This window comes from Streptococcus anginosus subsp. whileyi MAS624, assembly GCF_000478925.1.
Taxonomy (GTDB): Bacteria; Bacillota; Bacilli; order Lactobacillales; family Streptococcaceae; genus Streptococcus; species Streptococcus whileyi.
Genome location: NZ_AP013072.1, coordinates 1,523,753 through 1,544,139, shown reverse-complemented (window position 1 = coordinate 1,544,139; position 20,387 = coordinate 1,523,753). Strand labels below are relative to the sequence as shown.

General features: G+C 40.3%; 12 protein-coding genes, 1 pseudogene and 1 other annotated feature. Of the genes and pseudogenes, 11 read left to right on the top strand and 2 right to left on the bottom strand.

Features of this window, described 5'->3' with window-relative positions; all coding sequences use genetic code 11:
- The first annotated feature begins 78 nt into the window (after positions 1–78).
- Positions 79–1,743 (top strand): acetolactate synthase AlsS, encoded by a 1,665-nt coding sequence (gene alsS / locus ANG_RS07805; RefSeq protein ID WP_003037408.1) that lies wholly within the window; start codon positions 79–81, stop codon positions 1,741–1,743.
- A gap of 155 nt (positions 1,744–1,898) precedes the next feature.
- Positions 1,899–2,618 carry an acetolactate decarboxylase gene (budA, locus tag ANG_RS07800; RefSeq protein ID WP_003037491.1) on the top strand — a complete coding sequence of 240 codons (720 nt, stop codon included), beginning with the start codon at positions 1,899–1,901 and terminating at the stop codon, positions 2,616–2,618.
- A gap of 559 nt (positions 2,619–3,177) precedes the next feature.
- Here the strand turns inward: budA and fbp62 are convergent.
- Entirely contained in the window at positions 3,178–4,827 is a 1,650-nt protein-coding gene (gene fbp62 / locus ANG_RS07795; RefSeq protein ID WP_003037217.1) for an Rqc2 family fibronectin-binding protein Fbp62, read from the bottom strand.
- A 118-nt stretch (positions 4,828–4,945) separates the two neighbouring features.
- Positions 4,946–5,182, top strand: a binding site (T-box leader).
- A 131-nt stretch (positions 5,183–5,313) separates the two neighbouring features.
- On the opposite strand from fbp62, the pseudogene trpX reads away from it, so the two are divergent.
- The 3 genes and pseudogenes from trpX (at position 5,314) to ANG_RS07780 (ending at position 7,977) form a co-directional block, all read left to right on the top strand.
- Positions 5,314–6,313, top strand: a pseudogene (gene trpX / locus ANG_RS07790) (tryptophan ABC transporter substrate-binding protein).
- A 42-nt stretch (positions 6,314–6,355) separates the two neighbouring features.
- A complete protein-coding gene (locus ANG_RS07785) occupies positions 6,356–7,222 on the top strand; it encodes an ABC transporter permease (protein WP_003037452.1) in 867 nt (288 codons plus the stop codon).
- Complete coding sequence (locus ANG_RS07780; protein WP_003037298.1) at positions 7,219–7,977, top strand: ABC transporter ATP-binding protein; 759 nt, start codon at positions 7,219–7,221, stop codon at positions 7,975–7,977. Before ANG_RS07785 ends, ANG_RS07780 begins: the two co-directional genes overlap by 4 nt.
- 15 nt (positions 7,978–7,992) lie before the next feature.
- On the opposite strand, the gene ANG_RS07775 is transcribed toward ANG_RS07780, so the two are convergent.
- Complete coding sequence (locus ANG_RS07775; protein ID WP_025271884.1) at positions 7,993–8,334, bottom strand: hypothetical protein; 342 nt, start codon at positions 8,332–8,334, stop codon at positions 7,993–7,995.
- Positions 8,335–8,421: 87 nt separating this feature from the next.
- Between ANG_RS07775 and ANG_RS07770 the strand changes: the two genes are divergently transcribed.
- From ANG_RS07770 to glgB, 6 genes are all read left to right on the top strand, one after another.
- Complete coding sequence (locus ANG_RS07770; protein ID WP_003037473.1) at positions 8,422–8,634, top strand: YdbC family protein; 213 nt, start codon at positions 8,422–8,424, stop codon at positions 8,632–8,634.
- 195 nt (positions 8,635–8,829) lie between these two features.
- On the top strand, positions 8,830–9,723 hold the full coding sequence (locus ANG_RS07765) for an ABC transporter ATP-binding protein (protein ID WP_003037226.1): 894 nt from the start codon (positions 8,830–8,832) through the stop codon (positions 9,721–9,723).
- Positions 9,720–10,934 (top strand): ABC transporter permease, encoded by a 1,215-nt coding sequence (locus tag ANG_RS07760; RefSeq protein WP_025271883.1) that lies wholly within the window; start codon positions 9,720–9,722, stop codon positions 10,932–10,934. Before ANG_RS07765 ends, ANG_RS07760 begins: the two co-directional genes overlap by 4 nt.
- 120 nt (positions 10,935–11,054) lie before the next feature.
- Positions 11,055–14,327 carry an ATP-dependent nuclease subunit B gene (rexB, locus tag ANG_RS07755; RefSeq protein ID WP_025271882.1) on the top strand — a complete coding sequence of 1,091 codons (3,273 nt, stop codon included), beginning with the start codon at positions 11,055–11,057 and terminating at the stop codon, positions 14,325–14,327.
- Positions 14,324–18,004 carry a helicase-exonuclease AddAB subunit AddA gene (gene addA / locus ANG_RS07750; protein WP_025271881.1) on the top strand — a complete coding sequence of 1,227 codons (3,681 nt, stop codon included), beginning with the start codon at positions 14,324–14,326 and terminating at the stop codon, positions 18,002–18,004. The genes rexB and addA overlap by 4 nt, the downstream gene beginning before the upstream one ends.
- A gap of 469 nt (positions 18,005–18,473) precedes the next feature.
- Positions 18,474–20,384, top strand: a complete 1,911-nt coding sequence (glgB, locus tag ANG_RS07745; RefSeq protein WP_003037495.1) for a 1,4-alpha-glucan branching protein GlgB — start codon at positions 18,474–18,476, stop codon at positions 20,382–20,384.
- The last annotated feature ends 3 nt before the right edge of the window (positions 20,385–20,387 follow it).

Here is a 20,387-nt window from a genome sequence, read left to right as displayed (position 1 = left end):
AGTAACAAGCACAATCCTATAAGACGCATGGGAATTATGATATAATGATGAGCGTGATATTCAGGAAGGACGAAGAAAATGACTGAAAAATTTGGAGCGGATTTGATTGTGGATAGTTTAATCAATCACAAGGTGGATTATGTATTTGGGATTCCCGGTGCAAAGATTGACCGTGTGTTTGATACCTTAGAGGACAAAGGTCCACAACTTATCGTTGCTCGTCATGAACAAAATGCTGCTTTTATGGCGCAAGGAATTGGGCGGATTACAGGAGAGCCGGGTGTCGTGATTGCAACGAGTGGACCAGGTGCTTCAAACTTAGCAACGGGCTTGGTTACGGCGACCGCAGAGGGCGACCCAGTGCTGGCTTTGGCTGGTCAGGTCAAACGAGCTGATCTTCTCAAACGTGCACATCAGTCCATGGATAATGCTGCCCTGTTTAAGCCGATTACCAAGTATTCTGTCGAAGTGCAAGATGGCAATACTCTTTCAGAAATTATCGCCAATGCTTATCGTCATGCCAAATCAGGAATGCCGGGGGCAAGTTTTATCTCCATTCCACAGGATGTGGTGGATAGTCAGGTTCATGTGAAAGCAATTAAACCGCTGACGGATCCGCAGCTGGGTTCTAGTTCTGTGGCAGACATTAACTATCTAGCGCAAGCGATTAAAAATGCTGTGTTACCGGTTCTTCTCTTGGGAAATGGCGCTTCAAGTGCCAAAGTGACGGCTTCTATTCGTCAGTTATTGGAGCAAGTACAGTTGCCTGTTGTGGAAACATTCCAAGGGGCTGGGATTGTGTCTCGTGAATTGGAAGAAGCTACGTTCTTTGGACGTGTCGGACTGTTTCGCAATCAGCCGGGTGACATGCTTCTGAAAAAATCTGACCTAGTCATCGCTATCGGTTATGATCCGATTGAGTATGAAGCACGCAACTGGAATGCGGAAATTTCTGCCCGCGTCATTGTGATTGACGTAGAGCCAGCAGAGATTGATACTTACTTCCAACCGGAGCGGGAGCTGATTGGAGATATTGCAAATACTTTGGATTTATTGCTGCCAGCAATCAACGGCTATCAATTACCAGAAGGCTCGCGGGAATATCTGCAAGTGCTGCGAGATAAAATGGATGGTGATGTGAAATTTGATCGCAGCCAAACTGAAAAAGGGCGCCTGCACCCGCTGGATATTGTCGAAGTCTTGCAAGAAAATACGACGGACGATATGACGGTCACCGTAGATGTGGGTACGCATTATATTTGGATGGCACGTTATTTCAAGAGCTATGAACCACGGCATTTGCTTTTTTCAAATGGGATGCAAACGTTAGGAGTGGCATTACCTTGGGCAATCTCAGCAGCCTTAGTTCGTCCTAACACCAAGATTATTTCTGTGTCTGGAGACGGTGGCTTCCTCTTTTCGGCTCAGGAGCTAGAGACAGCGGTTCGTCTGCACTTGCCAATTGTTCATCTCATTTGGAACGATGGTCATTATAATATGGTGGAATTCCAAGAAGAAATGAAATACGGTCGCTCATCTGGAGTGGACTTCGGACCTGTTGATTTTGTCAAATATGCAGAGAGTTTTGGGGCGAAAGGATTCCGAGCAACATCTCCAGCAGAATTAACACAGTTGCTCCAAAAAGCCTTAAAGGAAAATGGACCGGTTATCATTGATGTGCCAGTGGATTACAAGGACAGCAGTATACTAGGAGAAACGATTTTACCAGATGAGTTTTATTAAATTGAAACTGGGAAAGGGCTCAAGACTATTTCAAGAGAGTTCAATTTCTCATTTTCTTGTACGGTTGATGTGTAGTTCAGTATTAGAAAGTAAAAGGCTGGATGTGAGACCTGCTTTTTTCAAGGAAAGATAGTAAAAATTGCCTAGGAGGAGAAATGGAAAAGCTTGTAACATTATTTCACTACAATACTTTGGGGGCTTTGATGGCGGGGCTTTACAAGGGGACGATGACGATTGAAGAATTGCTTCAACATGGCGATTTAGGGATTGGTACTTTAGACTCTATTGACGGAGAGCTGATTGTGCTTGACGGCAAGGCCTATCAAGCCAAGGGGATAGGAGCAAGTCCTGAAGTGATAGAAGTTTCAACAGATAGGACGGTTCCTTATGCTGCAGTGGCTTTTCACCGAGCAGAAGCGTGTTTTCGTCAGGACGTTGAGCTGACTGATGAAGCGTTGAAGAAGCGCATAGAAGCTAGCTATGTCGGGGAAAATCTTTTTCACTCAATTAAGATTCATGGTGAATTTAGCAGCATGCACGTGCGCATGGCTCCAAAAACCTCTCCGGGAAAGAAGTTCGCAGAAATCGCAGCTCATCAGCCTGAGTACCAGGTAGAACACATTTCGGGAACAATCGTTGGCTTTTGGACGCCAGAGCTGTTTCACGGTGTCAGCGTAGCTGGTTTTCATCTTCATTTTCTATCGGATGACCACCAATTTGGCGGACATGTTATGGATTTTGTCATGAAAAATGGAGAGGTTGAAATCGGAACGATTGCAGCATTGGAGCAGCGTTTTCCGGTTCAAGACCAAGATTTTCTCGCTGCCAAATTGAATGTGGCGGAGCTAAAAGAAGATATTGAGAAATCGGAATAAAACGGGGTAGGTTTAAGAGACTTACATACACCTTAAATAGTCTGAAATAGAATACAAAGGTTGGAATTCAGTTTCCAACCTTTTTTAGGTCTGTCTCTCTGGTCGACGGAGAGAATAAGACTTGGGTTAGCCTGTCGCCCCAGTCGACGGAGAGAATGGGAATTAGTTTAAACTGCCGCCCACGTCGACGACCTATCTAAGAACTGGTTCACTCCGTCTGAGGGTCGGATAGCTTACCTGAAAAGAGATTCATTTCATCCGAGGGTCGGATAGCTTGCCTGAAAAATAATTCATTCCATCCGAGGGTCGGACAGCTTACCTGAAAAGTAATTCATTCCGTCCGAGGGTCGGATAACTTGCCTGAAAAGTAATTCACTCCATCCGAGGGTCAGACAGCTTGCCTGAAAAGAGATTCATTCCATCCGAGGGTCGGACAGCTTGCCTGAAAAGAGATTCATTCCATCCGAGGGTCGGACAGCTTGCCTGAAAAGAGATTCATTCCATCCGAGGGTCGGACATATAAAAAATAGTCAGAAAAAGGTGCCAGTTAGTAGACACCTTACATCTTCATGGATTTAATTTTGGCTTCATCAGGAGTAACGCGTAGGGTCTTTTGCCCCGTGTAGGTTACAAAACCAGGTTTACCACCTGTTGGCTTGTTAAGTTTTTTGACTTCAATCATATCCACCTGAACAAGATTGGACAATCTCGCCTTAGAAAAGTATGCTGCCAATTCCGCAGCATCTGTCTTGACCTCATCACTTGGTTGCAGATTGCCTGTGATGACCACGTGACTACCGGGAATATCCTTGGCATGAAACCAGAGTTCCTCTTTTTTCGCCATTTTAAAGGTCAACTCATCATTTTGCAGATTGTTTCGTCCAACCAGAATAATTGTCTGTCCATCAGTAGATAAATATTTCTCAGGTTTTTTTCGTTTTTGGATCTTTTCACGCTGACGCCGGCGAATAAAACCGGTCTGAATCAATTCTTCACGAATTTCAGCAATTTCTGTCAAGTTAGCTTGTGACAGGGCGGTTTCCACACTTTCCAAATATTGAATGGTTTCTTTAGTTTCTTCAATCAGTCCCGTTAAATGCTTGACTGCTTCTTTCAGCTTTTGGTATTTCTTAAAATAGCGCTGAGCATTTTGGTTAGGGGTCAAAGCTTTATCCAACACAATAGTAATTTTCTCGCTTGTGTAGTAATTGTCCAGTTCTACTTGGTCTTGATTGTTGGGAACTTGGTGCAAAAAAGTAGTGAGGAGTTCTCCTTTTTGGCGAAATTCTTCCGCATTTTCAGTCGCGACCAGTTCTTGCTCTTGTTTCGTTAATTTTTTACGATTTTTTTCTAATTCATTCTCCACTCGATGAATCAGTTCACTGGCTTGCTGATTAACGCGATCGCGTTCCGCCTTGTCTTGATAGAAGTCGTCTAGCAGCTGCGATAAGCTCGGAAATTCTTTCTGACTATCCGCAAAAAGAATGGGCGCAAAGGATTTAGTTGTCAGATGAGCTTGCGTGGGACTGGCAAAGAAAGCACGGAAGGTTTTTAGTTTGTCGCTCGTTAAGCACTGACTGAGCTCGGTCGCTGTATCGCGCCCCAAGCCTTGAAATAAGTTTTGTAAAGAACGGGCCGACAAATCCTCTGTCTGAAGAATTTCAAATAACTTTTCATCAGAAATGGTGAATGGATTGCGCTTATCTGTTTGAGGTGGAGTGACATAGCTTGAACCAGGCAGAATCGTACGGTAACTATTTTGAGAAAAGCCGACATGTTTAATAGCTTCAATAATATTGCCGCTTGCCTTATCCATTAGGATGATATTGCTGTGCTTGCCCATGATTTCGATGATAAGAGTTGCTGCCACGTTATCTCCAATTTCATTTTTGTTGGAGACAGAGATTTCCAAAATTCGGTCATTGTCAATCTGTTCAATGCTTTCAATCGTAGCGCCTTGTAGATATTTTCGCATAACCATGATAAATGTGGTGGGCACTGCTGGATTTTCAAAGGCGGTACGGGTTAGTTGAATGCGACTAAAAACAGGGTGAGCAGACAAGAGCAATTTGTGATTTTGCCGATTGCTGCGGATTTGCAGCACTAATTCCTGCTCAAAAGGTTGGTTGATTTTTTGAATACGACCATATAGCAACTCTTGCCGCAATTCCTCTGTCATGTGGTGTAAAAAAAATCCGTCAAAGGACATGTTTTTCTCTCCTTGAATGATACTAAAGAAAATTATAACAAAAAATAGCAAGAAAAGGTTGGAAAATTATTGTCAGAAAAGTTTGACAAAATACTTGACTTTTGTTTCAGAAACATCTAAAATAATATCAAATTAGAAAAGTAATAAAATAGTTGTTGGCAGAGAGCTTGTGGTTGGTGAAAACAAGCAGCAGCGTTTTATGAAATTGGGCTAATGGATAGAAGTTGAATTTGAAACGATAAAAATTCGGTGAGCACACCTTACAGTGCAACTTGTTGTTAGACAAGATAGAGATGTGGGAGAAGTCTATTATTTTTCCCATAATTGAGGTGGCACCGCGATTTACGCCCTCACACAGGATGAACTGTGTGTGGGTTTTTCTTTTATTGTTTCAGTCTCGTTAATGGAGGTAAAAATATGTTGAAACGATGGCGACTCTGGCTTTTACTTGAATAAAAATTAGAAAATACGAAATGGAGAACAGATATGAAAAACAAACGGTTAATGGGAATGATTGCTCTTTTGGTGATATTAGTTGTCGGAGGCATTATTTATTCTAGTGTAAATGGCGAGAAAGCACCGAAGACAAACAATACAACCAAAACAGTAAAAGTTGGTGTGCTGCAATATGTCAGTCATCCGTCACTTGATTTATAAGGGCATTCAAGAAGGATTGGCGCAAGAAGGTTATAAAGGCAAGAAGATCAAAATTGACTTTATGAATGCAGAAGGTGACCAAAGTAAAGTGGCAACGATGAGCAAGCAATTAGTTGCCAATGGCAATGACGTGCTGATTGGAATCGCAACGCCTGCTGCTCAAGGTTTGGCTAGTGCAACGAAAGACAAGCCAATCGTCATGGGAGCAGTGACCGATCCAGTTGGGGCGAATTTAGTAAAGGATTTGAAAAAGCCGGGAGGCAACATTACAGGTGTGTCTGACCACAACCCAGCTCAACAGCAATTGGAGCTCATCAAACAATTAACACCGAATGTGAAAACAATCGGCGTCCTTTATTCAAGCAGTGAAGACAATTCAAAAACGCAGGTAGAAGAATTTACAGCTTTGGCTGAAAAAGCAGGCTATAAAGTGCTTCCTTATTCTGTACCTTCTACCAATGAGATTGCTTCAACCATGAATGTGATGACAGGAAAGGTAGATGCCATTTGGATTCCAATTGACAACACCATTGCTTCAGCTTTTTCAACAGTCGTTTCCAGCAATCAAACGGCTAAAAAACCAATCTATCCAAGTGCGACCGCTATGGTAGAAGAAGGTGGTCTGGGTTCAGTGGTTGTCGATCAAAAAGATCTTGGAGTGGCGACTGGAAAAATGACGGCGAAAATTTTGAAGGGCGCTAAACCAGCAGACACAGCTGTTGAAATCTTTGCTACTGGCAAATCAGTTGTGAATAAAAAAGTGGCTACTCAGCTAGGAGTAACGATTCCAGATGATGTTCTGAAAAAGGCAGGACAAGTCATTGAGTAATCCGATTATAAGAAACGATATTTTAAAAGTTAGGACAACAGTATGATACTTTCAATTGTCTCACAAGGACTTGTTTGGGCTATTTTAGGCTTGGGGATTTTTATGACTTTTCGTATTTTAAATTTCCCTGATATGACAGCCGAAGGCTCTTTTCCCTTGGGGGGAGCAGTGGCAGTTACGCTGATTAGTAAAGGTATCAATCCCTTTCCGGCGACTGTTGTTGCCATTCTGGCAGGGTGTTTGGCAGGTATGGCAACAGGACTTCTTTATACCAAGGGGAAGATACCTACTCTACTTTCTGGAATTTTGGTCATGACTTCCTGCCATTCTATTATGCTTATGTTAATGGGGCGGGCTAATCTTGGACTTCTTGGAACGAAGCAAATTCAGGACTTTCTACCGTTTTCTGGCGAATTAAACAATCTTCTGACAGGATTGATTTTTGTCAGTTTGGTAATTGTAGCATTGCTTTTTTTCCTAGATACAAAATTGGGTCAAGCTTATATTGCCACGGGTGATAATCCTGATATGGCAAGGAGTTTTGGCATTCACACAGGACGAATGGAGTTAATGGGTCTGGTGCTGTCTAATGGTGTCATTGCCCTAGCTGGTGCCCTTATTGCTCAGCAGGAAGGTTATGCGGATGTCTCGCGTGGGATTGGTGTCATCGTTGTGGGGCTTGCCAGTCTCATTATTGGAGAGGTGCTTTTTACCAGCCTGACATTGGCAGAACGCCTATTGACGATTGTTGTCGGTTCTATTTTCTATCAATTCCTGATTTGGGGCGTGATTGCGCTTGGCTTTAATACCAGCTATCTTCGCCTTTATAGTGCGGTTATCTTGGCAATTTGTCTCATGATTCCGACTTTCAAAAATAAATTCTTTAAAGGAGTCAAGTTAAGCAAATGACAGCAATTGTAGAATTAAAAAACGCGACAAAAATTGTGAATACGGGTATTGAAGAAGAAAAGATTATTTTAAATGATGTTTCACTGGATATTTTTGAGCATGACTTCATTACGATTTTAGGCGGAAATGGGGCAGGGAAATCCACGCTTTTCAATGTCATTGCAGGAACATTACCATTGACGAGTGGCAGCATTTATATTCTAGGTGAAAATGTGACCAGTTATTCACCAGAAAAACGGGCTAAGTATCTGTCACGCGTCTTTCAAGACCCAAAGATGGGAACAGCTCCGCGCATGACGGTGGCAGAAAACCTATTGATTGCTAAATTTCGTGGTGAAAAACGCCGTCTAGTGCCACGCCGTCTGAGCCATTATCGCAAAGAATTTCAGGAGACGATAGACAAAATCGGCAATGGTTTAGAAAAACACTTAGATACGCCGATTGAATTTCTCTCGGGTGGGCAAAGACAGGCTTTGAGTCTTTTAATGGCGACTCTCAAACGCCCTGAGCTGTTGCTTTTGGATGAACATACAGCAGCGCTTGACCCCAAAACCAGTGTGGCATTGATGAGTCTGACAGAAGAATTTGTGAATCGTGACCAACTAACTGCTCTTATGATTACTCACCATATGGAGGATGCTCTTAAATACGGTAACCGCTTGATTGTCATGAAAGACGGACAAATTATCCAAGACTTACATCAAGAAGAGAAAGCGAAAATGACGATTGCGGATTATTACAGCTTATTTGAATAAAAAAATTCCAATCTCTTAGCGGAGGTTGGAATTTCTTTTTTGCGCTTCTCTGATAGTATTTGGAACCAGACGAATCCGCTTAATATCTGAAATACGAATAATCGTTGACATACTTTTCTGGAAGTTTTTAACAATCAATTGCTGACGCTCTTTGTCATATTTGACAATATCACCAGTAAAACTTTTATCTGAAAAAATGACATGCACACCTGATTTTTTTTGCAAAGCTGTTTCAATCGTCTGCAAAATATTGGCGTTGTCTTCCTCTACCTCTTGTGTATCCTTTTTGTAATTGATAAATTCACTTGCGCGCTCTAAAATCATTTCGAGAAATTTTTTCATAGCTAAATTCTCCATAACTTGTTACAATATATTATATAACAAACTCGCTAAAAAAGTAAATTTTTTACGAATAAATCAAGAAAGAAGAAAAAGGAGACAAAAATGTCAGAATTCAAATTTGAGATAGAAGAAAAGTTACTGGTGTTATCAGAAAATGATAAAGGCTGGACGAAAGAGCTGAACCGAGTGAGTTTCAATGGTGCACCAGCCAAATATGATATCCGTAGCTGGAGTCCTGATCATACAAAAATGGGGAAGGGGATTACGCTTTCCAATGAAGAATTTCAAGTATTGGTAGAGGCTTTTAAGGCTTAGTAAAGCGTAAATAGAATAAAGGCAAGAGAGTGAGAGACAGACGATCTATAAATGTAACTGTTGATGACTCTCTTTTTTGTTGTAAAAAATAAGGAATTTTACACAAAAACTTGAAAATACGCTTTCAAAATATTATACTATTAAATATAGACAATATATATAATATAGTGAACTTAAAATTTCAGGAGGTTTAGGATGCTTGAAATTCAAAATTTAGAAAAAAGTTTTGGGCAAAAACAAGTGCTATTTGGTGTTGATTTCAGGGCTGAATCAGGGCAAATCCTCGGTTTGATTGGAAAGAATGGTGCGGGGAAAACTACGATTTTCCATAGTATTCTGCGTTTTTTAGAATACAGCGGAAACATTACATTTGATAAGCAACCGATTTCTCAGGAGACTTATCGGAAAATTGGTTATTTACCAGAAGAGCGAAGCCTGATGCCCAAGTTGACTGTCTATGAGCAAGTGCGGTATTTGGCAAATTTAAAGGGAGTACCAAATGCAGTTGTGAAAGAAAAATTACCTCAGTGGATGGAGCGCTTGCAAGTCAAAGGCAAAGTGACCGATAAAATCAAGAGCTTGTCTAAAGGGAATCAACAAAAGGTTCAGCTGATTATCACACTCTTGCATGAACCAAATTTGATTATCCTAGACGAGCCATTTAGTGGTTTGGATCCTGTGAATACCGAGATTTTGAAACAGGTCATTATTGAGGAAAAAGAGCGTGGAGCAACGATTATTTTCTCTGACCATGTGATGACCAATGTGGAAGAATTGTGTGATGATGTTGTTATGATTCGTGATGGGAAAGTCATTTTGGATGGCAGCGTGCAGGAAGTTCGTAATCAATACGGCAAAACACGTCTCTTTGTGTCTAGCTCGCTGTCTCAAACGGAATTAGAAGCACTTCCTCACGTAAGTAAAGCCAATCTGACCAACCAAGGCACATGGCGATTGATATTAGATGACGAAGCAGCTGGTAAGGAATTGTTTGACTTGTTGACTAAAGGACAATATATTGAAACTTTTGACCAACAAGCTCCAACAATTGATGAAATCTTTAAGTTAGAATCAGGGGTGGAAGTATGAAACAGACTTTAATTGTTATCAAAGAAACCTATCTTCGTCATGTCAAGTCATGGAGTTTTGTCTTCATGGTTATTTCGCCTTTCATTTTTATCGGTCTGAGTATGGGAGTTGGTTATCTTTCCTCCATGTCAAGTAGTAGTTCTAACCGTGTCGCAGTTGTATCAGACAATGCTCAAGTGAAGGAAGCTCTGAAAGATACTAAGAATCTGGATTTCGATTATAAAAATAAAGCAGCAGCTAAGAAAGCTGTAAAAGATGGCGATGTTGGCGGATATTTGCTAGTATCAGAAGCAGACGGGCAAATCAAGGCAACTTATTTTGCAGATACGAGCATGAGTAGTGCTACAAAAATTGAAATTACACAGAAACTGATGCAGTTGCAACAGGTTGCAAATATTAGCCAAGCTAATTTATCAGCTAATCAAGTGAAGCTACTTTCAAGAGCTATTGATTTCAAAGAAAAGATTGATGAGAAGAAAGAAGCGAAGAAGACCACTCAAACGATTGTCGCAACAGCAATTGGTTTTATGCTTTACATGATTCTCCTTGTCTATACAAGCTCAACTGCTCAAGAAATTGCAAGCGAAAAAGGGACGAAGATTATGGAGGTTATTTTCTCCAGTATCAAGGCTTCTGAATATTTCTATGGTCGAATGGCAGGAATTTTTGCAGTTATCTTGACCCATGTCAGCATTTATGTAATCGGCGCTGTGCTGTTGCTTGCTTTTTCAGACCAGATTTCTTTTGTAAAAGAATTCTTAGATGCCAATCCAAATCTGATGAAGCATTTGGGAGAAGCAATTTCCTTTAATACTATTGCTTTCATCACCTTGAGTGTCTTTATGTTTGTGGTCTTATCTGCCTTTTTAGGATCAATGGTGACGAGAATTGAAGACGTTGGGAAAGCTGTTCAGCCTGTTGTGATGCTGATTCTCCTTGGATTTTTGGGAGTGACGGCTCTTGGAAATGCTGGTGACACGATCTTGTTGAAAGTTGGTTCTTATATTCCGTTTATTTCGACCTTCTTTATGCCCTTCCGTGCCATTAACGGTTATGCAACTAGTCTAGAAGCCTGGATTTCGTTTGTCATTGCCTCTGTCTTTACCTTAGGAATGACAGTTTATATCGGTCGGATTTACTCCAGCTTAATTTTACAAACAGATGATATTGGCATTTGGAAGAGCTTCAAAAAAGCTTTAGCTTATCATTAAAAATCGTTCTCCACAAGTATTCTTGTGGGGATTTTTTTCTTGAAAAGGCATGCAGTCAATCGCTGTTGAAAAACTTTAAAAATGATATAATAAGACTATATTTTGACAAAAAGGATGCTCATGAAATTACTTTATACTGATATTCGCAATCCCTTAACGAAGATTTTGGTGAAAGAAGCAGAGCGCTTGGCACAAGCAGGCAAGCGCGTGTTTTATATTGCCCCCAACTCTCTTTCATTTGAAAAAGAGAGGGCTGTTTTGAGTCTTTTAGAAAACCACGCTTCGTTTGCTATTACAGTGACACGTTTTGCGCAGATGGCGCGTTATTTTGTCCTCAATGATGTGCAGCAAGGCAAACCATTAGATGATATTGGTTTGGGAATGCTCTTTTACAAGGTCTTATCTGAAATGGAAGAGCATGATTTGCAGGTGTACGGTGGCATTCGGACGGATGCGCAGTTTATTCAGCAATTGGTTGAACTCTATCATGAGTTGCAAGAAGCCAAAATGACTGTTGCAGACTTGGACTCTCTGGATGAAGCCGAGAAAAAAGCAGATTTAATCAAGATTTTTCAAGTAGTGATGTATCAGCTTAATCAGAGTGAATTTACTTCTGATTCAAATATCATGGCCTTTACCCATCATATTATAGTAGGTGATGTGGATGAGGAACTGCAGGATTTAGTCTTGGTTATTGATGGCTTTACGCGCTTTTCGGCTGAGGAAGCTTATTTGATCGAGCTTTTGCATAATAAGGGTGTGGAAATCATTATTGGTGTTTATGCCAGTGAGAAGGCATACCGTGCGACTTTTCGAGAGGGCAATCTCTATCAGGCTAGCGTGGATTTCTTGCGCCATTTGGCAAATGAGTATGAAGTGAAACCTGAATATAGACCTGCAGCGCAGCCGGATGATGCTTTTGGGAACATTTCAAAACTGCTAGAAAGCCGTTATGATTTCTCAGATGTTGAGTTGGAATTGACGGAACAGGATCGCTCGCATGTACAGATTTGGTCGACTGTCAATCAAAAGGAAGAACTGGAATATGTGGCAAAAAGCATTCGCCAGCGAGTTCATGATGGTGCTCGCTACAAAGATATTCGCTTACTTTTGGGAGATGTGGAAGCCTATCGTTTGCAGTTAAAGACGATTTTTGATCAGTATCAAATCCCTTTTTATCTGGGACGAAATGAGGCTATGGCCCATCACCCTTTGGTGCAATTTATTGAAGCTTTAGTGCGCCTAAAACACTACAATTTTCGAACGGAAGATTTGCTCAATCTCTTAAAAACAGGTCTTTATGGTCATTTAAAGCAAGAAGAGTTAGACTTGTTTGAGCAATATATTCGTTTTGCAGATGTAAAAGGAGCCAGCAAATTTGCCAAGGATTTCACTCACAATCAACGTCATAAGTTTGATTTAGTTCAAATCAATCGTTTGAGGAAGAAGATAGTGTCTCCTTTGTTAGAGTTTTTCAAATCTCGCAGTCAAACAGCGACAGGTCTGCTCCAGAAATTTCATCAATTTTTGACAGTGATTGCTTTTTCTCAGAATTTTGCTGGTTTAGTAGATTTTACGAATCCGCAAGATCAAGAACGGCAAGAAGAAGTTTGGAAAGCTTTTTGTCATGTTTTGGAACAATTTGCCAGTGTCTTTTCAGCCAGCAAGGTCAAGCTAGATGATTTTCTGACTCTGGTGCAGTCAGGAATGCTGTTATCCAATTATCGGACTATTCCAGCAACGGTGGACGTTGTGACCGTTCAATCTTATGATTTGATTGAGCCCTTGTCAAGTCCTTTTGTCTATGCTGTTGGTTTGACCCAAGACTATTTTCCAAAAATTGTGCAAAACAAGAGTCTCTTGTCAGATGAAGAACGATTACGATTAAATGAAGCGACTGATGAGCATTCGGAATTGCTGATTGCTGCTCAGGAAAATCTCAAGAAAAATCGTTTTGTCGCCTTGTCACTTCTAAATGCTGCAACGGATAGATTGGTACTTTCCACTCCTCAGATTGTCAATGAAATAGAGAATGACATTTCTCCATATCTGTTGGAACTGCGTGAGCAACCAATTGCTTTGCCAATTGAGGTGAAGCATCCGCAGGCAACAAGTGATGATATTGGTACTTATCGTGCTTTATTGGCGAGGGTTATTGAGTTGAATCAAGGAGATATTGATAAAGAGCATTCTTTGACTGAGAAAGAACAGACTTTTTGGTCAGTAGCTGTACGAGTTTTACGCAAAAAATTGGAAAGTGAAGGCATTTCGATTCCGAATGTCACGTCAAGTCTTGAGACAGAAACCTTGTCAGAACAGACTTTGCAAATCCTTTATCCGCCTCATCAAGCATTTCTATTGTCGACTTCAGCTTTGACAGAATTTTATCGTAATCAGTATGCTTATTTTTTGAAGTATATTTTGGCTCTGCAAGAAGAAATGACAATTTACCCAGATGCGCGCAGTCATGGAAATTTTCTGCACCGTGTGTTTGAAAAAGTCGTGCACGATCAATCGAACGAGCAATTCGACATCCGTCTAGAAAAAGTCATTCAGGAAGTAAGCTGTGAACCTGAGTTTGAAGCTCTTTATACCGAAAGTGCCGAAGCATTGTTTGCTCATGAAGTTTTGCTTGACGCAGCGCGTGCGACAGGACAGGTTTTAGAGAGAAATGAATTGGTAGAAACCATTCAAGAAGAAGCTGTTTTCGGTCAAGAAGAAACAAATGTTCTAATCTTGTCAGACGGACGCAACCTTCAAATTCGAGGGAAAGTTGACCGGATTGACCGTTTGAGGATAGATGGCAGTCTAGGCGTTGTTGACTATAAATCAAGCGATACGAATTTTGATTTTCAGAAATTTTTCAATGGCTTAAATTCTCAATTACCTACCTATCTAGCAGCTTTGAAACAAGAGTCGTGGATGAATGAAGAAGAGCATGCTTTTGGCGCCATGTATTTGCAGATGACCAATCCACTTGTGTCTTTAGCCAAGACGAAATCGCAAGGCGACGCTATCAAAGAAGCAATGAAGAACCTAGAATACAAAGGTCTGTTCTTGTCTGAGCAGGCTCGTCAGCTGAATGCTTTGTACGATAAAAAGAAAGTGAATCTGTTGAGTCAAGAGGAGTTGGAGACATTGTTGGCTTATAATGCACTCTTGTATCGCCGTGCTGCTGAGCAGATTTTGGCAGGGCATTTTTACATCAATCCTTATACGGAGAATGGCAAAAGTATTGCACCTTTTGTGGAGCAGTACAAGTCCATTACGGGATTTGAAGCGAACCTTCACCTCTCTAGCGCTCGCCGTTTGGTTAAGTTAGATAGCCACCCGACAGGTGAAAAAAAACGTCAAGCATGGATAGAAAAGATGAAGGAGGAGTTAGAAAAATGAAGCAAATTCCATTTTTGAGTCAAGCAGAGATTCGTGCTTTGCAGGATCAAGAAGCACAGTCTGACAAAGCTCAAAAACGTACACCAGAGCAAATCGAAGCCATTTACTCCTCCGGTCAAAATATCCTTGTATCTGCTTCTGCAGGCTCAGGAAAAACCTTTGTTATGGTGCAGCGGATTATTGACCAAATTCTGCGGGGAGTTCGCATTGACCAGCTCTTCATTTCGACTTTTACCGTTAAAGCAGCCAGTGAATTAAAAGAGCGCTTGGAGAAAGAGTTATCCAAGGTCTTGAAGGCAACAGATGATGAGGAGCTCAAACAGCACTTGGCGCAGCAATTAGCCGATATTCCGAATGCCGACATTGGAACCATGGACTCTTTTACCCAAAAGGTCCTCAATAAATATGGTTATCTCCTAGAATTGGCGCCAAATTTTCGCATTTTGCAAAATGCGAGTGAGCAGTTATTGCTACAAAACGAAGTTTTTGAGCAAGTTTTTGAAGACTTCTATCAATCTGATCAGGCAACTTTGTTTAAAAAATTAGTCAAAAATTTTACAGGTCAGAGGAAAGATTTGCTTGGTTTTCGAGAGCAGGTTTATAAGATTTATGCTTTTTTGCAATCCACCAGTAGCCCAATCGAATACTTAGAACAAGATTTCTTGAAAGCTTACGCTCATGCGGATTTCCAAGAAGAAAAAGTGCGCCTTTTAACACAAACAAAAGAAGCCCTCTTTGATTTAGAAGATTTTTTTAGCTATCATTTGGTTCATGAAGCCAAGGAATTTCCCAAAGCAAAATACCTTGAAAATGTGCAGCGTGTGCTTGATGGTCTGGCAAGCTTACAAGGACAATCCTCTGAGGAAGCTTATCTCACAACGCTCAATAACATTGTAGAAATATCGCGGGCCAGCAATGGGAAAGCCTTGACAAACAGCGGACGCAAAGAAGAATTAAAAGAAATTATTAACGCTTATAACGAAAAACGTAAGGAAAAAATTCAAGTTTTACGTGATTTGGCAGATCAATTTTATCGCTTTGAATTTCAAGTGACCTATCATGAGGAAGCCAAGGAAATCTTGCTTGTCTTGCAGCAATTTATGAAATCGTTTGTGACAAGCTATCTACAACGGAAAAAAGAAGAAAATGCGTTTGAATTTGCAGATATCAGTCATTTTGCCATTCAGATTTTAGAAGAATTTCCTGATGTGCGCCACTTTTATCGGACAAAATACCATGAAGTCATGGTGGATGAGTATCAAGATACCAACCACACGCAAGAGCGGATGCTAGAACTGTTATCAAATGGGGGTAATCGCTTTATGGTGGGGGATATTAAGCAGTCTATTTATCGTTTTCGTCAGGCTGATCCGCAGATTTTTAATGAGAAATTTAAAACCTATCAAGACGATAGCCAGCAAGGGAAATTGATTGTTTTGAAGGAAAATTTCCGCAGTCATGTGGAAGTCTTGGAAGCCACGAATGATGTTTTCAAACGTCTCATGGATGAGGAAGTGGGAGAAATTGATTATAATGAAACGCATTATCTGGTAGCTGGAAATCCTGCTAAAAAAGCACCAAATCCACAATATCAGACGGAATTTCTCATTTATGACGGAACGCTTGAGACGGATAATGAGGAGAATGACAAGGATGTTTCTTCTGTTTCTGCAGGAGAAGTAGCGCTGGTCATTAAGGAAATTATCCGTCTGCACAATGAGGAAAATGTCCCATTTGAAGATATGACATTGCTAACGGCTTCGCGGACGCGCAACGATGTGATTTTATCTGAGTTTGCCAAATACGGTATCCCAGTCGTTTCAGACGGTGGCGAGGATAATTATTTGCAATCTGTAGAAGTTATGGTGATGTTGGATACCCTGCGTACGATTAACAATCCGCTCAATGATTATGCTTTGGTGGCACTTCTAAAGTCACCAATGTTCACCTTTACTGAGGATGAATTGGCTCGTTTGGCCTTGCAAAAAAAGGTGACAGAAGCTACTTATGTTACTCATCAAGAAAATCTTTATGAGAAATTGAAAAATGCTCTGAGTGGGAACGGTCAACATCCCGAACTCATCACACCTCCTCTTTTAAAGAAAATCCAGCAGTTTCAAGAAATACTGCTGGATTGGCGAGAGTATGCAAAAACAAATTCACTATATGATTTGCTTTGGAAAATTTATCAAGATCGCTTTTATTACGATTATGTGGGAGCCCTACCAAATGGAGCGGGACGTCAGGCCAATCTTTATGCGCTGACCTTACGAGCAAATGATTACGAAAAAATGAGTTTTAAAGGCTTGTCACGTTTTATTGGGATGATTGATAAAATCTTGGAAACACAGAATGATTTAGCCAGTGTAGTCAGTGCAGCTCCGAAACATGCGGTTCGCCTGATGACGGTTCATAAGAGCAAAGGTTTGGAATTTAAATATGTCTTTTTACTCAATATGGACAAAGTATTTAATCGTAAAGACAGCAGTTCTGCTTTGATTCTCAGTCGTCAAAATGGTGTTGGAATCAAGTATGTGGCTGATGTAGCAGTAGATGTTGCTGATAAGTTAGCTCCAAACCATGTTCGTTTGTCTATTAATACTCTGCCTTATGAGCAAAATGAGCGTGAGATTCATCTAGCCAGTATTTCTGAGCAAATGCGTCTACTCTATGTCGCCATGACACGCGCTGAAAGGAAACTGTATTTAGTTGGTAAAGGTCATCAGAAAAGTTTGGAGAAAAAAAGCTTCCCTACTCCAGTGAAGGGGCATTTAGCTGCATCTATCAGGCAAAGTATGACAAGTTTTCAAGATTGGATGTGGGCTTTACATGTAGTATTTGAGAAAGATAATCTAGCCTTTTCAACACATTTTGTGACAGATAGTGATTTGACGGATGAAAAAATAGGTCAACTGAAATTGAAAGATGCGATTATTGAAGAGAGTATGGTGCATAATCGCCAATCTGAGGATATTCGTAGGGCTTTGGATATTTTGGAAAATGTAGATCGACTGAATACCAAGTATCAAGCTGCCATCCGTTTACCGAGTGTTCGAACACCGAGTCAAATTAAGAAATTTTATGAACCGATTATGGATACAGACGGCGTTGAAATTATGGAGAAAAGGAATCCGACCATTGTAGGAAAAGCTTCTTTTGAGCTACCAAATTTTGCTAAAAAAGCTCCAGTTACAGGAGCGCAAATCGGTAGCGCTGTCCATGAACTGATGCAGCGTATTCCTTTGGATCAAGCCCCTACGATAGCTATTTTGAGAAAAGTTTTAAAACAGGTTCAGGCAGAAGAAAGTGTTAAAAAGAAAATTGATTTGCAAAAGATAGCTAGTTTTTTTGGGACTGAACTTGGGCAGCTCCTTTTGAAGCATACAGACAGAGTATATCGTGAAGCTCCTTTTGCTATGTTAAAGCAGGATCCAGCAAGTGGACAATATTTTGTAGTCCGTGGGATTCTGGACGGTTATCTACTGCTGACGGACCGAATCATTCTCTTTGATTACAAGACGGATCGATATACAAATCCAAGTGAATTAGTGGAGCGCTACCAAGCACAATTAGCACTTTATACTGAAGCTCTTAGTCGTTCATACAGTATTGAAAAAGTTGAAAAATACTTAGTGTTGTTAGGCGGAGCACAGCTTCAAGTGGTGAAAGTAGAATAGATAAATCGCCCTCTTATTCACGAATGTTTTCTTCATAAAAATTAAAAATAGTTCCTAAATTTTGTATTTTATTGAAAATATTGCTTGAAAATTTCAGAAAAGTTCGATAAAATAATAGTAAATCAGAGAGTGGAGGAAAAATATTTGAAATTAGATCGTAATTTTGCGATTTGCTACTATAAAATAAATAGAAAAGGCAGCATTGTGCGGCCTTTTTATAAAGCTATATGGACCTTTATGAAAATTTTCATTTAAAAAAGTTTACTCTTTTATCGACTATTTAGTAGGAATGGAATGAAAAGTTTAAAATTTTAACAAAATCTAGTTATTTTTGCTAATAGTGGGCATTATTTGAAGAAATGTTCGGTTTTGAGAATTTTTTGTAATAATAATGGAAATTTACTTGAAAAGCAATAGGAAAAATAGTAAAATAGAATAATAGAAAACGCTTACAAAACGAGGTGAAAAAATGGATAGACAAGAAGCATTGAGAACTTTTACCACAGGTGAAAATTTCCATTTACAGCACTATTTGGGGGTTCATCAAGATGAAGTTGATGGACAAAGCGGCTATACCTTTCGTGTATGGGCGCCAAATGCTCAAAGTGTGCATTTAATAGGAGACTTTACCGACTGGTATGAAAATCAGATTCCTATGACACGCAATGAAGGTGGCGTATGGGAAGTATTCACGGATTTGCCAAAGGAAGGAGATATTTACAAATACAACGTTAAACGAAGCAGTGGTCAAGAAATTTTAAAAATTGATCCCTTAGCTATCTATTTTGAAAAACGTCCTGGTACAGGTGCAGTAATTCGGACGATTCCAGAAAAGAAATGGAAAGATGGTCTATGGTTAGCTCGCAGAAAACGTTGGGGGTTTTTCTCACGTCCAGTGAATATTTACGAAGCTCATGTAGGTTCCTGGAAGAAAAATGAGGATGGTAGCCCGTATTCATTTGCTCAATTAAAAGATGAACTGATTCCTTATTTGGTTAAAATGGATTATACTCATGTGGAATTCATGCCACTAATGGCGCATCCACTTGGATTGAGCTGGGGTTATCAGCTAATGGGATATTTTGCACTTGAGCACACGTATGGAACGCCTGAAGAGTTTCGTGATTTTGTTGAAGAATGTCATGTCAATAATATCGGAGTTATTGTTGACTGGGTGCCGGGTCATTTTACTATCAATGATGATGCCTTGGCTTATTATGACGGTACACCTACGTTTGAATATCAGGATCATGACCGTGCCCATAATTACGGCTGGGGCGCTCTCAATTTTGACTTAGGAAAGAATGAAGTGCAGTCTTTCTTGATTTCTAGTATCAAGTTTTGGATTGACTTTTATCACTTAGACGGAATCCGCGTGGATGCTGTTAGCAACATGCTCTACCTAGATTATGATAGTGGTCCATGGCAACCAAATATTGACGGGGGCAATCGCAACTACGAAGGCTATTACTTCCTTCAACGATTGAATACGGTTATCAAGCTTGCCCACCCAGATGTCATGATGATTGCAGAAGAAAGTACGAGTGATACAAAGATTACGGGGATGATAGAAATGGGTGGTCTTGGATTTGACTACAAGTGGAACATGGGCTGGATGAATGACATTCTGCGTTTCTACGAAGAAGATCCGATTTACCGCAAGTATGATTTTAATCTAGTAACCTTTAGTTTCATGTACGCTTTTTCTGAAAACTTCTTGTTGCCATTTTCTCATGACGAAGTGGTACATGGTAAGAAGAGTCTCATGCATAAGATGTGGGGAGATCGCTATAATCAATTTGCTGGTCTGCGAAATCTCTATACTTATCAAATATGTCACCCAGGGAAGAAATTACTATTCATGGGCAGCGAATGGGGACAATTCTTAGAATGGAAATGCGAAGAATCTTTAGAATGGCGTGATTTGGCAGATGATATGAACGCTAAGATGCAACATTTCACTTCTCGACTCAATCAGCTTTATAAAGAAAATCGTGTTTTATGGGAAAACGACTTGAATTGGGATGGCTTAGAAATTATTGATGCGGATAATACAGATCAAAGTGTACTTTCCTTTATTCGGAAAAATGACAAGGGAGATATGCTAATTTGCGTCTTTAATATGGCTCCGGTAGAGCGCAAAGACTTTACCATTGGTGTTCCGGTGACAGCCATATATGAAGAAATTTGGAATACTGAATTAGAAGAATGGGGAGGTGTATGGAAAGAGTATAATCAAACAGTTCAGTCTCAAGAAGGCTTGTGGAAGGATTATCCTCAGACGTTGACCTTTACTTTGCCAGCATTAGGGGCAAGTATTTGGAAAATTAAACGTCGTGTGAAATCAGCAAATGGAAGTAAGAAGTCCAAAAAGGAGTAACAG

Coding starts and splice junctions, on each gene's coding strand:
- alsS (WP_003037408.1), top strand. CDS start 79: ATGACTGAAAAATTTGGAGCGGATTTGATTGTGGATAGTTTAATCAAT.
- budA (WP_003037491.1), top strand. CDS start 1,899: ATGGAAAAGCTTGTAACATTATTTCACTACAATACTTTGGGGGCTTTG.
- fbp62 (WP_003037217.1), bottom strand. CDS start 4,827: ATGTCCTTTGACGGATTTTTTTTACACCACATGACAGAGGAATTGCGG.
- ANG_RS07785 (WP_003037452.1), top strand. CDS start 6,356: ATGATACTTTCAATTGTCTCACAAGGACTTGTTTGGGCTATTTTAGGC.
- ANG_RS07780 (WP_003037298.1), top strand. CDS start 7,219: ATGACAGCAATTGTAGAATTAAAAAACGCGACAAAAATTGTGAATACG.
- ANG_RS07775 (WP_025271884.1), bottom strand. CDS start 8,334: ATGGAGAATTTAGCTATGAAAAAATTTCTCGAAATGATTTTAGAGCGC.
- ANG_RS07770 (WP_003037473.1), top strand. CDS start 8,422: ATGTCAGAATTCAAATTTGAGATAGAAGAAAAGTTACTGGTGTTATCA.
- ANG_RS07765 (WP_003037226.1), top strand. CDS start 8,830: ATGCTTGAAATTCAAAATTTAGAAAAAAGTTTTGGGCAAAAACAAGTG.
- ANG_RS07760 (WP_025271883.1), top strand. CDS start 9,720: ATGAAACAGACTTTAATTGTTATCAAAGAAACCTATCTTCGTCATGTC.
- rexB (WP_025271882.1), top strand. CDS start 11,055: ATGAAATTACTTTATACTGATATTCGCAATCCCTTAACGAAGATTTTG.
- addA (WP_025271881.1), top strand. CDS start 14,324: ATGAAGCAAATTCCATTTTTGAGTCAAGCAGAGATTCGTGCTTTGCAG.
- glgB (WP_003037495.1), top strand. CDS start 18,474: ATGGATAGACAAGAAGCATTGAGAACTTTTACCACAGGTGAAAATTTC.